The sequence below is a fragment of the Sorangium sp. So ce128 genome, from assembly GCF_051525245.1.
In the GTDB taxonomy this organism is placed as follows: Bacteria; Myxococcota_A; Polyangia; order Polyangiales; family Polyangiaceae; genus Sorangium; species Sorangium cellulosum_B.
The window spans coordinates 7420817-7434486 of record NZ_CP150313.1 but is presented as its reverse complement, the minus strand read 5'-3'; the positions used below and the strand labels follow the sequence as shown (position 1 = coordinate 7434486).

The window sequence follows — 13670 nt, the reverse complement described above, 5'->3', positions numbered from 1 at the left end:
CCCGACAACATCACCTTCTTTCCTGTCATGAGGTTCATCATGTCTCGAATTGACTTTTCCCTCTCCCGCGTCGCGCTTGTCCCGCTCCTCGTCGCGGTCGCCGCCTTCGTCCCGGCGTGCGGCGCGGACGACGGGACACCGGGCAACACGGGCGGCGGCTCGGGCACGCAGACCGCCGCCTCCGAGTTCACGTGCACAGATGACGATCTGCAGAGCTCGCCGTTCGGCGGGCCCGGGTTCGCGGACGGCGCGCTCACGGGCGCCGCGCAGGACTCCTATGTTGCCTCGTCGACCCTGCTCTGGATGAAGCCCGACGCGGCGGCGCAGCAGAGGTTCGGCGAGCTGATGGGGCCCATCCTCGCCCAGCTGCCCGCGCAGGAAGGGCTGATCGGCTTCACGCTCGGAACGTCGGCGAAGTGCGGCTATGCGAGGACCATCACGGTGTGGAAGGACGAAGAGGCGATGGGGAAGTTCGTGATGTCGGACGCCCACCTCTCGGCGATGAGCGCGGCGAGCGCGGTCAGCGTCCACGGCGTCGTGACCCAGTGGACCGTCGGCGCGGGTGATCTCCCGATGTCGTGGGAAGCGGCGAGAGAGAAGGTCGCCGCCGCCGAGATATCGTACTGAGACCGGGCGCGCGCGACGGCCGCGGCCCGAGGCCCCGGGCCAGGCGGGCCATCGCCCCGGCGGTCAGCCGTCGTCCGCCGCGCGGTCCACGCCCGCTGCGGCGCGGCGCCCCGGGGCGCCGCGCGCCTCCTCACGGAACCGGCCGGGCGTCCTCCCGGACCAGCGCTTGAAGGCCCGCGCGAAGGCCGTCACCTCCGAGAACCCCAGCAGAAAGGCGATCTCCGACATCGATGTGTCGCTCTCGCGGAGCAGCTCCTCGGCGGTCTGACGGCGCACCCCGCCGACGATCTGCCGCAGCGTCGTCCCCTCGTCCTCGAGGTGCCGCCGCAGCGTGCGCTCGCTCGTCCCGAGCCGCCGCGCGACGGCGGTCGCCGACGGCTCGCCCGAGGCGAGGAGGTGCGCGATGACGTCACGCACCCGATCGGACATGGGCGACGCGTCGGCGACGCGACGGCGGCGCAGCTCCTCCGCGTGCTGGTGGAAGAACGCGCTCAGGGCAGGGTTCGCGTCGCGAGGCACGAGGTCCAGCAACGACGCTGGGAAGGCAAAGCCATCGCGGGGCGCGTCGAACTCGACAGGGCACCGGAAGAAGTCCCGGTGCGCGGCGAGATCGCGCGGCGCGGCGTGCCGGAAGTTGACCCGGAGCGGCGAGAACTCGACGCCAGCGCACTGGCGGAAGCAACGGACGTGAATCGCCAGGCTGCACTCGGTCGCGACGCGCGCGCCCAGCGTGAAGCGGGGCGAGCGGTGCAGCTCCGCGAACGGCGCATCCGGGTCCGTCGTGGTATCGGTCACCCAGCGCGGTGTATCCGCCAGGAGCACCATGTAGCGGTCGACACGGTCGAGCGACTCGCGGGCGCTCGCGCTCGTCATGACCGCGAAGCCCATGACGTGCATCTCCTCCATGCGCGTCCGCGCGGCGAGGCGGATGGGCGCCCCGGGATCGTCGAGCGCGCGTACCATGTGCGCCCACAGGGCGTCGAGCGACGTCACCGGTATGCGGCTGTCCGCGTCGGTCAGCGACTCGGCGGAGACGCCGGCGACCTCGAGAAGATCGCCGTGGCGGAGGCCGCGAGAGGCGGCATACGAGATCAGCCGGCCGACGATGGCCATGGACACCGTGGGCCGCGACGGGGAAGACGGCATGCCCGAGCGAGTCTATCATCCGCCGTGGACCGCGAGACGAGCTGGGTGAGCTGGGTGAGCACAGCGCTCGCCGAGCGCCCGTGATACGGCACGACGGCGACGGGCTCGGTAACCGCGTCAAGTTGTCGTTATCGCCATGGCACAACGAATTCATGGCGACAATATGTCGTAAACACGGTTTGAGCCCGCGCTCCGCCGTGAAACGGCGCGCATCGAGTGACCAACAGAGGACATCGTCGCGTGGCACCGATGTTGCTCAATATCCGGTGTTGCTCAGCATCCACGAGCATTCGATGGAGGTGTGACGATGACGTTCAGGTCCGAGCGCGCCGCTGCAGCGATTGACCGGCCGGGCCAGGGCGGCGAAGCGCCCCGGCCGCCCACCTCGCAGCCTGCGCAGGCGCGGCATCGGATCCCGGTGGCGTCGGCGCTCCGGCGCTGCCTTGGCAAGGGGTACGGCCTCGGGGATCTCCAGGCCGACCTCCTGGCAGGCACCGTCGTCGGCGTCGTGGCGCTCCCTCTCTCCATGGCCCTCGCCATCGCGGTGGGGGCTCCTCCTCAGCACGGGCTCTACACGGCGATCGTGGCCGGCGCGCTGGTGGCGCTGCTGGGCGGCTGCAAGTTCCAGGTCACCGGCCCGACGGCGGCCTTCGTGGTGATCCTCGCGCCCATCGTGGCGGAGCACGGGCTGTCCGGGCTGATGACGGCGGGGCTCCTGGCCGGCGTGCTGCTCGTGATCATGGGGCTCCTGCGGCTCGGCCGGCTCATCGAATACATCCCGTATCCGGTGACCACGGGCTTCACCGCCGGGATCGCCACCGTGATCGCGACGCTCCAGGTGAAGGACGTCCTGGGCCTCCAGGCCGGGCCGCTCCCGGAGCACTACACCGCCAAGGTGGCGGCCTTGTGGGCCGCGCGCGGGACGGCGGATCTCTTCGAGCTCGCCGTCGCCGCCTCGACGCTCGCCCTGCTCTTGCTCGTCCCCCGCGTCATCAAGAAGGTGCCGGCGCCCCTCATCGCCATCACCGTCGTGTCGCTCGCCGCGGTGGCCGTCGACGCGGTTTACCCTGCGTTCTCCGTGGCGACGATCGGCAGCCGTTTTCGCTCCACGGCCTTCGGCGTGGAGATCGCCGGGATCCCGTCGATCCTCCCGACGCCCTCGCTGCCGTGGGGCGATGGGCTCTCGCTCGAGCTCGTGAGGGAGCTGCTCCCCGCCGCCTTCGCGATCGCCATGCTCGGCGCCATCGAATCGCTGCTGTCGGCGGTCATCGCCGACGGCATGACAGGGACCAAGCACGATCCGGACTCGGAGCTCATCGGCCTCGGTATCGGGAACATCGTTGCGCCGATCTTCGGCGGCATCGCGGCGACCGGAGCGCTCGCGCGGACGGCCACGAACATCCGGGCTGGCGCGCGCTCTCCGATCGCGTCCGTGACCCACGCCGTGGTCGTCCTCCTGTCGATCCTCGTCTTCGCCCCGCTCGTGGCCTACGTCCCCATGGCGTCGCTGGCGGCGCTGCTGCTGCTCGTCGCGTGGAACATGTCCGAGCTCCACCATTTCATCCGTATCGTGAGGCTCGCGCCGAGGAGCGATGTGTTCGTACTCCTGACCTGTTATGGGCTCACCGTCATCCTGGACATGGTGATCGCCGTGTCGGCCGGCGTGATCCTCGCCGCCATCCTCTTCATGCGCCGGATGGCCGAGCTGACAGGGAGCCGGACGGTGCTGGAGGCCGCCGGCGGTTCGAGCGAAGTCGAGCTCCCGAGGCGGGTCGCCCTCTACGAGATCAACGGCCCGCTGTTCTTCGGCGCCGCCCAGAAGGCGATGGCGGCGCTGCACGCCATCCGCGGGGACAGCTACGAGGTGATGATCCTCGACCTCGGCAAGGTGCCGTTCATCGACAGCACGGGGTTCGTCGCCCTCGAGAACGCGCTCGACGGGCTCGCGCGGCGCCAGAAGGCGGTGATCCTCGCCGGTCCGTTGCCCAGGCCGCGCGAGATCTTCGACAAGGCGCGCGTCCAGGAGAGGTCGCAGCGCGTGTACGTCGCGGAGGATCTGGCGGCGGCGCTCCGCCTCGCCGGCGAGCTGGTGAACGGCTGAGCGCTCGCTGCCGGCAGGTCCGCGGTACCGCTCCTCTCTCGCCGGACACCTCTGCGGCCGCTGCGCGCCGCGCGGCTCGCTACTTCAGCGCGTCGCTCAGCCGGGCCGCCTGCGTCGCCAGGTAGTTCTGCTCCGGGATGCTCGTCGTGCGGCTGGCCGCGCGCCTGTAGTGCGCGATCGCCGCCTCGTGATCGCCGGCCCGCTCCAGGAGGTGCGCGCGGGCGGCGTCGAGGCGGTGATGACCCGAGAGGCGCGCGTCGGCGTCGAGCGCGTTCAGCAGATCGAGCCCCGCCCGAGGGCCGTGCACCATGGCCGTCGCGATCGCGTGGCTGAGCGCCACCATCGGGTTGTCGGACATCCGCATCAGCACGCCGTACAGCGCCAGGATCTGCGGCCAGTCCGTGTCCTCGGCCCGCGCTGCCTCGTCGTGCACCGCCGCGATCGCGGCTTGCAGCTGGTAGGCGCCGATCGAGCCCCTGGTGGACAGCGCCCCCGTGACGAGCGCGACGCCCTCGGCGATCGCCTGCTGATCCCACAGGCGCCGATCCTGCTCCGCGAGCGGGATCAGCTCGCCAAGAGGCCCGGTCCGCGCCGCCCGCCGCGCGTCGGTCAGGAGCATGAGCGCGAGGAGGCCCGCGACCTCGCCGTCGTCCGGGAGGAGCGCGTGCACGGCGCGCGTCAGGCGGATCGCCTCGCCCGACAGATCGTCGCGGTGCAGCGCGGGGCCGGAGCTCGAGGTGTAGCCCTCGTTGAAGATCAGGTAGAGCACGTGCAGGACGGCGCCGAGGCGCGCTGTGCGCGCCTCGGGCGTCGGCCGCTCGAACGGCACGCCGGACGCCTTGATGCTCTGCTTCGCCCGGCTGATCCGCTGCGCCATGGTCGCCTCCGGGACCAGGAACGCCCTTGCGATCTCGGCCGTCGTCAGGCCGCCGACGGCGCGCAGGGTCAGCGCGATCGCGGACGGCGCGGAGAGCGCGGGGTGGCAGCACATGAACAGCAAGGTGAGCGTGTCGTCCTCGAGCGCCGCCTCGTCGCTGTCGGCGGCGAGGGCGATCTGCAGCTCGGGCGGCACGAGGCTGACCACGATCGCCTCGCGGCGGCGGCGCGCCGCCTCGCTCCGGACGTGATCGGCGATGCGCCGCGACGCCACGTGGATCAGCCACGCGCGCGGCTCGTCGGGCACGCCCTCGCGCGGCCACTGCGTGGCCGCCGCGATCAGCGCCTCCTGGACCGCGTCCTCCGCGGCGCCGAAATCCCGGAATCGCCGCATGACGGCGCCGAGCACCTGCGGCGCGAGATCACGCAGCAGGCGCTCGGCCGTGGCGCCCTGGGACGGAGAGGCCACTAGAGATCGCTGGGCGGCGCGCTCATCACCTCGCGCACCTCGATCCCCATGTTGAGCGGCGCGCCGCCGGGGCCGGGCGCGGCGGACGCTTGCGCGGCGATCTCGTACGCGCGCTCGGGGCTCTCGACGTCCACGATCCAGTACCCGGCGAGGAACTCCTTGGTCTCCGGGAACACCCCGTCGGTGATCGGCGTGCCGTCCTTGCCGGCGCGCACGAGCTTGGCCTGGTCGGGCCCCGCCAGGCCCTCGGCCGCCACGAGCTCGCCCGACGCGCTGAGCTTCCTGTGGAAGCTCTTCATGAACGCGATGTGCGCCTGGAAGTCCTTCTGCTGCCAGTTGGCGACCTGGTACGGCCCCCCGCACGGGGTGTTCATCATCAGGATGTACTTCATGATCGGCTCCTTCTCTTCGCTGCCGCCCCGGGATCGGGCGCGCGTTCGTGGGGATGTCGGAGCCGAGGGCGGGTCCTCGACATCCCGGGCGACGATAGCGAAGAAATCCGAACCCCGACACAAGGGACGGCCGCATGTGGGCGCATGTGCGTCTGAGGCGCCCGCGGGAGGTGTGCAGGTCTGTCGTCGCGAGCGTGTGTCCTCCGCGGTGTGATGTGCTCCGTGGTCGCAGCTGGTCGGTAGAGGAGGGGGAATGTGCGCCGTCTTCGCAGGTCGCCGATCGCAGGGCGGCCCATCACGGGCGGATTCCGCGAATGACGTCCGGCGCGCCCCCATGCGACCTCTCTGCTGACGAAGCGCTCGGGCGTGGTGATTCCGCGCGTCGCCGGCCGTCGTGATCGCTGAGGTGCGCGCCGTCGGACCGCCCTGTGAGTCGACTCTTTGGCTCAGGCGCGGGACATGCACCCTCGCGCTCCGATTCTCACGGATGCATGAACCTGGAGGAGCGTCGATGGAGAAGCGTGTTCCGCAAGGGAAACTTGGACGCCGGCAATTCGCCGGCGGCGCGATGGCCACCGCGGGTGTCTCGCTGCTCGCCACACCGAGCCTCGCGCTGCCCGACAAGAGCTACGCGGTCTGCGAGTCGATCGGGCCCCTCGCCCTCCCGGCAGGGGCCGCCTATACGCCCGGCATCTCGGTCGACCAGCGCTCGAGGAAGCCGGTCTTCCTGCCCGCCCCGGGCGCCGGCTATGCAGCGCACGCCGTCTCGGAGGTCCTCTTCTGGACGGACCAGCTGATGGAACATGCGTTGTTCATCACGCTGCTCATGCCCGGCGATCACCTCCGCGGGCCTCGGGACGAGGCGCGGCAGTACCAGAACCTCTTCGCCAGGCACTTCCTCGCGGCGCGCGACCGGGGGTATGGCGATTACGGGATCTCCTCGCTCCTCGCCTCGACGCGGTCGAGCGTCCAGCGCTTCATCGAGTACAAGCGCCGCATGCAGCGCGCGCAGGAGAGCGGCTCGCTCCGGAGCCTCGTCTGGCCGCTCTTCTTCGACCACATCGCGCGGGAGGCCGAGCGCTTCGTCGCCCGGCTCGATCGGCTCGCGTACGGCGACATCTCGCTCCAGAGCGACGAGGTCTCGGCGTTCTGGACGACGATCATGGCGGATCACCTCGAGTTCATCGCGCACCTGCTCGACCCGCAGGAGCGCGCGCTCATCGACCAGGCGACCGCGCGCGCCGGGCAGCTGTACCAGGCGCACGCGTTCCGCGTCGACAACGCGCAGCTCGCGACGATGGCCGACGAGGTCATCGACTTCAAGTCGGCCGCGGAGCAGGGCATCGAGACGGGACAGATCAAGAGCATCATCGATCCGGCGCTCGCCGATCACGTGCTCCGCGAGGCGGTGAGGTTCTCCGACGAGGTCAGGCGCGCGCAGTGACGAATGACGCCCTGGGCGCCGCGTGGCGGGGGCGAGCCCGGCCCCTCCTCCTGCTCGCCGCGCGATGCCTGTACAGCGGCCGCCCGCCGGATTACCCTGGTCGCGGGTCGAGCGGAGCTCTCCGCCGAGCCCGCGGCGCAGAGGCCGTGTCGGAGGGATGCCATGGATCTGACGGTGGTCGACGAGGGCGGTGTGCAGTTCGTGGAAGGGCCGCCGGACCACGGGCTCATGGAGAGCGTTCGCGACGTCGACCGGGTGATCGAGGCCTGCTTCTCGGGCGGCGTACGGTGTGCTCTTCTCCACCCGGCGAACCTGACGGCGGCCTTCTTCGACCTCAGCTCAGGGGAGGCCGGGGAGATCCTGCAGAAGCTGAGAAACTACTGGATCCGGCTCGCGGTGGTGTGCCCTCCGGGGGCCGCTGATTTCAGCAGCCGGTTCGGGGAGATGGTGGCCGAGGAGCGCCGCGGCCAGCATTTCGGCGTGTTCGAGACGCGTCACGCCGCGGTCGAGTGGCTCGGCCAGACGTAGCCATGGCGGCCTGGCCGACAGCGCATTGGGCGCCGTCGCCGCCTCCGGCGCAGGCTGACCTCGAGCTCGATCGCTCACCACGCACGCGGGATCACTTGCCGCGGCCGAGGAAGTCCATCAGCCAGGCCATGGCCGGCCGCATCGCGCCGTCCGGGTGCATGAGGCCCGTGTTGTCTAGCCAGGTAGAACCGACGATGTAACCGAAGAAGGTGATGCCTTTGACGGCGCTGTGGTTGTAGAGCATCGTGAACTGCTCCTCCATCACCCTGCGCTGCTCGTCGTCGTCCGCGAGGTCGCCGACCTGAAGCATCCCCCCCGAATTTTCGGGAAAATTCACAGGGAGGCGGGGAGACGGGGAGAAAAATCCAACCAATCTCCCCGCCTCCTGTTCAATTCCTCTCGCAAGCTGAACGATCGTAGCCGGCGATCGCCATCGAGCCGGCCGCGCGTCACCGGGGCGCCTCTCTCAGCGCGGAGGCGGGGTGCAGGTGAAGCACCCGCCGCACTCGTAGTGCTGCGTCGTGGCGCCCCACGCGATCCGGTTGTTGCAGCAGTCGCGGCCGTACTGGCCGACGACGGTGGTGTAGCTCTCGTCGCTGTAAAAGGTGCAGTTTCCCCCGGGCGCCGCCGCGCTCGAAGGGACCAGCAGGGCAGTGGTGCCCAACATCGCTGCGCCTGCCGTCAGGGCAGCGAAGAAGTAACGAACTCGGGCAGCAGGGCTGAGACGACGCATGGACGCTCCTCTTGCAATGGGGACCTGTTTCGGCCTCCGAAGCTATGCGAGGCAGCTTAGACCGCTTGCTCGGCTCGAGCAAGCGCTCCGGCTGGAGTGGCCTTTGCGGAGTTCTGCAAAGTTTCATTCGGCGGTGGGGGGCGGCGAGCTCGTGAGCGCGGTTCACGAAGGCAAAAGAGGCATCGTGCTCCGAGGCCGGTGAAGTGATTGCGGTGTCAAGGAAATTCAGTCGCCCCGATCGGGCTGGGCCGGCGTATCGACGCGGTACGTATCGAGAGGGTCATTGAGACGAGCAGGCGACCGTACCCGGCGTGGCGGCGCCGAGGATGGCTGGACTCGGCCGTGGTAGAAAAGCAGGTGTCCCCCATGACGAGACAGCGCACCGGCCAGCGCGACCGCGTCGAGGAGCGGACCGGCGCGGGGCGCGTCGAGGAAGCGAGCGCCGGGGCTGGGCCGGATCCGGCCTTCGGCGCCCTCTCGGGCGGCGGGGAGATGGGGGCGCTGATACGCTCGATCGACTGGTCGCAGACGGCGCTGGGCCCGGTCGAGGCGTGGCCCCAGTCGCTGCGGACGGCGCTGTCCATCCTGCTCTCGTCCGAACACCCCATGTTCCTCTGGTGGGGTCGGCAGCTCATTCAGTTTTACAACGACGCCTACCGCCCGATCCTCGGATCCACGAAGCACCCGGCCGCCTTGGGCCAGGCGGGCCCCGAGTGCTGGAAGGAGATCTGGGAGATCCTCGAGCCGATGATCGAGAAGGTCTTCGCGGGAGGGGCCACCTACGTCCGCGATGGCCTGCTCGTCGTCGATCGGCACGGCTTCATGGAGGAGTGCTACTTCAGCTACGGTCAGAGCCCCATCCGGGACGAGAGCGGCGCTGTCGCGGGTATCCTCGTCGCGTGCTCCGAGAGCACAGGGTACATCCTTGGACAGCGACGGCTGCAGGTCCTCGGGGCGCTGGCGGCGAGGGCGGCTGACGCCAGGAGCGTTCAGGACGTCTGTCGGGTGATGATGGAGACCCTGGCAGAGGCCGGGCGCGACGTGCCTTTTGCCCTGATCTATCTCGTGGACGACGACGGCGCGCCCGCCCGACTCGCAGGGACCGTCGGGCTCGACCCGAGCCACGCGGCGGCGCCGGCGGCGGTGGAGCTCGGCGCGGCGGCCGGCGCGGTGTGGCCGCTGCACCGCGCGCTGCGCGGGGACGTGGAGGTGGATCTGTCGGAGCTGCCCGCGCGCGTCGGCCCCCTCCCGGGAGGCCCGTGGCCGGACGCCGCTCGCCAGGCGGTGGTGCTGCCGCTCCCCCGCGCCGGCGCTGGAGGCCGTCCGGCCGGCTTCCTCGTCGCGGGCGCCAGCCCCCGGCTGGTGCTGGACGACGACTACCGCCGCTTCCTGCGGCTCCTGGCCGGCCACGGCGCGGCGGCCCTGCAGAACGCCCGGGCCAGCGAGGAGGAGCGGCGCAGGCTGGACGCGCTCGCCGAGCTCGACCGCGCCAAGACGGTGTTCTTCAGCAACATCAGCCACGAGTTCCGCACGCCGCTCACGCTGATCCTGGGCCCCGTCGAGGACGGCCTCTCGGACGCCGAGCACCCCTTGCCCGCGGCGCAGCGCGACCGCCTCGCGATCATCTACCGCAACAGCCTCCGGCTCCTCCGGCTCGTCAACACGCTGCTCGACTTCTCGCGCATCGAGGCGGGCCGCATCCGGGCCAGCTACCAGCCTACCGATCTCGGCTCCTTCACCGCGGAGCTCGCGAGCTCGTTCCGCTCGCTCATGGATCGGGCTGGCCTCGCCCTCACGGTGGAGTGCCCGCCCCTCTCCGAGCCCGCCTACGTCGACCGCGAGCTCTGGGAGAAGATCGTGCTCAACCTCATCTCGAACGCCTTCAAGTTCACCTTCTCGGGGGGCGTCCGGGTGACGCTGGAGGAGACCGGGGGGCGGATCGTCCTGTCGGTCGAGGACACGGGCACCGGCATTCCGGAGGAGGAGCTGCCGCGCGTGTTCGATCGGTTCTACCGCGTCGAGGGGGTCAGGGGCCGCAGCTACGAGGGCAGCGGCATCGGCCTCGCGCTGGTGCGAGAGCTCGCGAAGCTTCACGGCGGCAGCGTCGCCGTGGAGAGCCGCCTCGGCGCGGGCAGCCGCTTCGCGGTCGCGATCCCGCTCGGGAAGGCGCACCTGCCCGCGGATCGCATCGACCTCGCCCCGGCGCCGGCCGCGGAGGGGTGCGGCGCGGCGCCCTTCCTCGACGAGGCCGCGCAGTGGGAACGCGACGTGCCAGCGCCGGATGCCGTGCCGGCGGAGGAGCGCCCGGCCCCGAAGCAGCCGGGGCGCATCCTCGTCGCGGACGACAACGCGGACATGCGCGATTACGTGCAGCGGCTGCTCCTCGCCGAGCGGTGGACGGTGGAGGCCGTGGCCGACGGTCAGGCCGCGCTGGAGAGCGCCCGCGCCCACGTCCCGGACCTCGTGCTCACCGACGTGATGATGCCGCGGCTCGACGGCTTCGGCCTGCTCAAGGCGCTGCGGGCCGACGAGCGCACCCGCGGCGTCGCCGTGATGATGCTCTCCGCGCGCGCGGGCGAGGAGGTGCGCCTCGACAGCCTCGGGGCCGGCGCCGACGACTTCCTCGTGAAGCCGTTCTCCGCGAGGGAGCTCCTCGCGCGGGTCCGCATCCACGTGGAGCTCGCGCGCCGGCGGCGGGAAGCCGAGGGGCAGCGCCAGTACCTGAACGACCTCTTCATGCAGGCCCCGGGACCCATCGCGATCCTCCGCGGGCCGGAGCACGTCTTCGAGGTGGTCAATCCGCTCTACCAGCAGCTCGTCGGCGGACGAGCGCGCGTGGGGAAGCCCATCCTGGCCGCCCTGCCCGAGCTCGAGGGGCAATCCATCCCGGACCTCCTGGATACCGTGATCCGCACCGGCGAGCCCTTCGTGGGAAAGGAGCTCGCCGTGCGGCTCGATCGCAAGGGCAATGGCACGACGGAGGAGCGCTTCTTCAACTTCGTCTTCCAGCCGATGCGCGACCGTGACGGGGCCGTCGAGGGCATCTTCGTGTTCGCCTTCGAGGTGACCGACCAGGTGAGCGCCCGCCGGCGCGTGGAGGCGCTCGTCGAGGCGCTGAGGCTCGCCGATCAGCGCAAGGACGAGTTCCTCGCGATGCTCGCGCACGAGCTCCGCAACCCCCTGGCCGCCATCAGCCTGTCGCTCACGCTGCTCGGAGACATGGCGGGCGAGGCGCCCAGATCGGCGCGCTACCGCGAGATCGCCCGGCGGCAGGTGGGCAACCTGGTGCGCCTGGTGGACGATCTCCTCGACGTGTCGCGCATCACGCGCGGCACGGTGGAGCTGCGCCTGGAGGACGTCGATCTCGCGGCGGCGGTGAGGAACGCCGCCGCCGCGGTGAGCCCGGCCGTCCAGGCGCGGCGCCATGCGCTCTCGGTCGAGGTCGGACCGGGGGACTTCGGCATGCGGGCCGACGCCACGCGGCTGGAGCAGGTGGTCACGAACCTCCTGACGAACGCCGCGAAGTACACGCCGCCGGAGGGAGCCATCTCGGTGCGGCTGACCCGCGAGGCGGCGGACGGCGCGCCCGAGGCCGTGCTGCGGGTGCGCGACACGGGCCGCGGCATCCCGGCGGCGATGCTAGAGCGGGTGTTCGAGCTCTTCACGCAGGTCGATCAGACCATCGACCGCGGCACGGGCGGGCTGGGCCTCGGGCTCACGCTGGTGCGGCGGCTGGTGGAGATGCACGGCGGCAGCGTCGTCGCGGAGAGCGCCGGACCGGGCCAGGGCAGCGAGTTCATCGTGCGCCTTCCGCTCGGCCGGGGCGCGGCGCCGCCGCTCGCGCCCGGCGCGGCGCCCCCGCTCGCGCCGGGGGCCGAGCCGGCTGCCGCCCCGCCGCCGGCGGAGGCCGCCGAGCGGCGCCGGGTGCTCGTCGTGGAGGACGTGGAGGACGTGCGCCGGGTGATGTGCGAGTTCATCGAGGCGCTGGGGCACGAGGTGACGGTCGCGGTGGACGGGCTGGACGGCGTGACGAAGCTCCTGGAGCTGCGCCCGGACCTGGCCTTCATCGACATCGGCTTGCCGGGCATCGATGGCCACGAGGTCGCCCGCCGGGCGCGGGCCGCGCCCGGGGGCGACGCGCTCTACCTGGTGGCGATCTCGGGCTACGGTGGACCCGAGGACCAGGCCAGGTCGAGGCAGGCCGGCTTCGACCTGCATCTCACGAAGCCCGTGGGCGGCGCGACGCTGCGTCAGGTGCTCGCCGAGCGGCGCGCGTGAGCGAGCGCGCGCCGGCAGGGCCGCGCCCGCTCACCGCCGGCCGGTCAGCTCATCGCTGCTGCAGCTGCGCGACCAGATCTTCGAGGCGGTCGTAGCTGAGGCCCGCGCCCTTGGGCATCCCGGACGCGAGGACCATGTCGCGCACTTCCGTCGACGGATAACGCACCGTGGCCGTGAGCCGCGTCTTTTCCCCCTCGTCGGTGAAGACCGCCGTCACCACCGAGACGGTGTCCGGGAACTGCTCGAAGATCTCGGTGAACACGAGCCGGCTCGGCGGCGTGATCTCCTGGTTCTCGCCGTGGAAGGCGGCCTCGCCGCCCGGGTGGCGGTTCACGAAGCGCCACTTGCCGCCCGGCCGGAGGTCCATCTCGCAGACGGGCACCGAGTAGCCCTCGCCCAGACAGCCCCACCACCGCTTGATGTGCTCGGGCCTCGTCATCGCCTCGAACACGAGGTGCCTCGGGGCGTCGAACAGGCGCGTCATGCGGACCTCGTCCGCCGACGGCGTCGTGACCTGGAAGCTATCGCCGTTCGCTGTGCGGCTCTCGACCATGGCTCTCCTCCTTCTCCTTCGTCGAGGCGCCGGCTACGACTGGATCGCCTCGGGGGCCATCCAGACGACCTCCCAGTGGTGACCATCGATGTCGTAGAAGCTCCAGCCGTACATGAAGCCGTGATCCTGCGGATCCATGGCGTGCGACCCGCCCGCCGCGATCGCCTTCTTCACGATCTCGTCGACCTCGGCCCGGCTGCTGCACGAGAGCGCGAACATCCCCTCCGTGTGCGTGCTCGTGTTGCAGATCTCCCGCTTCGTGAAACCCTTGAAGAACGGCTCCGTGAGGAGCATCACGAAGGCTTCCTGGCTGACGATCATGCAGGCGGCGTTGTTGTCCGTGAACTGCGGGTTGAACTCGAAGCCGAGCTTCGCGAAGAACTCCATCGACCGCTTCAGGTCGCTGACGGCCAGGTTGACGAAGATCTTGCGGGCGCTGTTCGTTGTCATGGTCCTCTTCTCCTGTTCGAGCATGGACGCCGGGTGATGCCGGCCACGATCGCGGCCATGAGGGCCGTCGTGC

Annotated in this window: 12 protein-coding genes; 5 read left to right on the top strand and 7 right to left on the bottom strand. The window is 70.8% G+C overall.

Annotated features, from left to right (window positions below; all coding sequences use genetic code 11):
* Positions 1–39 precede the first annotated feature (39 nt).
* Positions 40–627, top strand: coding sequence for a hypothetical protein (locus WME82_RS28170; RefSeq protein ID WP_438037812.1), 588 nt, complete (start codon positions 40–42; stop codon positions 625–627).
* 63 nt (positions 628–690) lie between these two features.
* Here WME82_RS28170 and WME82_RS28165 read toward each other — a convergent pair whose 3' ends face one another.
* A complete protein-coding gene (locus tag WME82_RS28165; protein ID WP_438037811.1) occupies positions 691–1773 on the bottom strand; it encodes an AraC family transcriptional regulator in 1083 nt (360 codons plus the stop codon).
* A gap of 307 nt (positions 1774–2080) precedes the next feature.
* Between WME82_RS28165 and dauA the strand changes: the two genes are divergently transcribed.
* The gene (gene dauA, locus WME82_RS28160) at positions 2081–3874 is read left to right on the top strand and encodes a C4-dicarboxylic acid transporter DauA (protein WP_438037810.1); all 1794 of its coding nucleotides are present in this window, start codon (positions 2081–2083) and stop codon (positions 3872–3874) included.
* Positions 3875–3953: 79 nt separating this feature from the next.
* On the opposite strand, the gene WME82_RS28155 is transcribed toward dauA, so the two are convergent.
* Entirely contained in the window at positions 3954–5219 is a 1266-nt protein-coding gene (locus WME82_RS28155) for an RNA polymerase sigma factor (protein ID WP_438037809.1), read from the bottom strand.
* Entirely contained in the window at positions 5219–5611 is a 393-nt protein-coding gene (locus tag WME82_RS28150; RefSeq protein WP_438037808.1) for a YciI family protein, read from the bottom strand. Before WME82_RS28150 ends, WME82_RS28155 begins: the two co-directional genes overlap by 1 nt.
* 511 nt (positions 5612–6122) lie before the next feature.
* On the opposite strand from WME82_RS28150, the gene WME82_RS28145 reads away from it, so the two are divergent.
* Positions 6123–7055 carry a DUF2935 domain-containing protein gene (locus WME82_RS28145; RefSeq protein WP_438037807.1) on the top strand — a complete coding sequence of 311 codons (933 nt, stop codon included), beginning with the start codon at positions 6123–6125 and terminating at the stop codon, positions 7053–7055.
* A gap of 162 nt (positions 7056–7217) precedes the next feature.
* Entirely contained in the window at positions 7218–7583 is a 366-nt protein-coding gene (locus WME82_RS28140; RefSeq protein ID WP_437739577.1) for a DUF4180 domain-containing protein, read from the top strand.
* A gap of 91 nt (positions 7584–7674) precedes the next feature.
* Here the strand turns inward: WME82_RS28140 and WME82_RS28135 are convergent, their stop codons facing one another.
* Entirely contained in the window at positions 7675–7893 is a 219-nt protein-coding gene (locus WME82_RS28135) for a hypothetical protein (protein WP_438037806.1), read from the bottom strand.
* A gap of 156 nt (positions 7894–8049) precedes the next feature.
* Complete coding sequence (locus tag WME82_RS28130) at positions 8050–8250, bottom strand: DUF6289 family protein (RefSeq protein ID WP_437739575.1); 201 nt, start codon at positions 8248–8250, stop codon at positions 8050–8052.
* A 432-nt stretch (positions 8251–8682) separates the two neighbouring features.
* Between WME82_RS28130 and WME82_RS28125 the strand changes: the two genes are divergently transcribed.
* On the top strand, positions 8683–12594 hold the full coding sequence (locus WME82_RS28125) for an ATP-binding protein (RefSeq protein WP_438037805.1): 3912 nt from the start codon (positions 8683–8685) through the stop codon (positions 12592–12594).
* A 49-nt stretch (positions 12595–12643) separates the two neighbouring features.
* Here WME82_RS28125 and WME82_RS28120 read toward each other — a convergent pair whose 3' ends face one another.
* Both WME82_RS28120 and WME82_RS28115 read right to left on the bottom strand, forming a co-directional pair.
* Positions 12644–13147 (bottom strand): SRPBCC family protein, encoded by a 504-nt coding sequence (locus tag WME82_RS28120; RefSeq protein ID WP_438037804.1) that lies wholly within the window; start codon positions 13145–13147, stop codon positions 12644–12646.
* A 33-nt stretch (positions 13148–13180) separates the two neighbouring features.
* Complete coding sequence (locus tag WME82_RS28115; protein ID WP_437541726.1) at positions 13181–13597, bottom strand: VOC family protein; 417 nt, start codon at positions 13595–13597, stop codon at positions 13181–13183.
* Between the last annotated feature and the right edge of the window lie 73 nt (positions 13598–13670).

Coding starts and splice junctions, on each gene's coding strand:
- WME82_RS28170 (WP_438037812.1), top strand. CDS start 40: ATGTCTCGAATTGACTTTTCCCTCTCCCGCGTCGCGCTTGTCCCGCTC.
- WME82_RS28165 (WP_438037811.1), bottom strand. CDS start 1,773: ATGCCGTCTTCCCCGTCGCGGCCCACGGTGTCCATGGCCATCGTCGGC.
- dauA (WP_438037810.1), top strand. CDS start 2,081: ATGACGTTCAGGTCCGAGCGCGCCGCTGCAGCGATTGACCGGCCGGGC.
- WME82_RS28150 (WP_438037808.1), bottom strand. CDS start 5,611: ATGAAGTACATCCTGATGATGAACACCCCGTGCGGGGGGCCGTACCAG.
- WME82_RS28145 (WP_438037807.1), top strand. CDS start 6,123: ATGGAGAAGCGTGTTCCGCAAGGGAAACTTGGACGCCGGCAATTCGCC.
- WME82_RS28140 (WP_437739577.1), top strand. CDS start 7,218: ATGGATCTGACGGTGGTCGACGAGGGCGGTGTGCAGTTCGTGGAAGGG.
- WME82_RS28135 (WP_438037806.1), bottom strand. CDS start 7,893: ATGCTTCAGGTCGGCGACCTCGCGGACGACGACGAGCAGCGCAGGGTG.
- WME82_RS28130 (WP_437739575.1), bottom strand. CDS start 8,250: ATGTTGGGCACCACTGCCCTGCTGGTCCCTTCGAGCGCGGCGGCGCCC.
- WME82_RS28125 (WP_438037805.1), top strand. CDS start 8,683: ATGACGAGACAGCGCACCGGCCAGCGCGACCGCGTCGAGGAGCGGACC.
- WME82_RS28120 (WP_438037804.1), bottom strand. CDS start 13,147: ATGGTCGAGAGCCGCACAGCGAACGGCGATAGCTTCCAGGTCACGACG.
- WME82_RS28115 (WP_437541726.1), bottom strand. CDS start 13,597: ATGACAACGAACAGCGCCCGCAAGATCTTCGTCAACCTGGCCGTCAGC.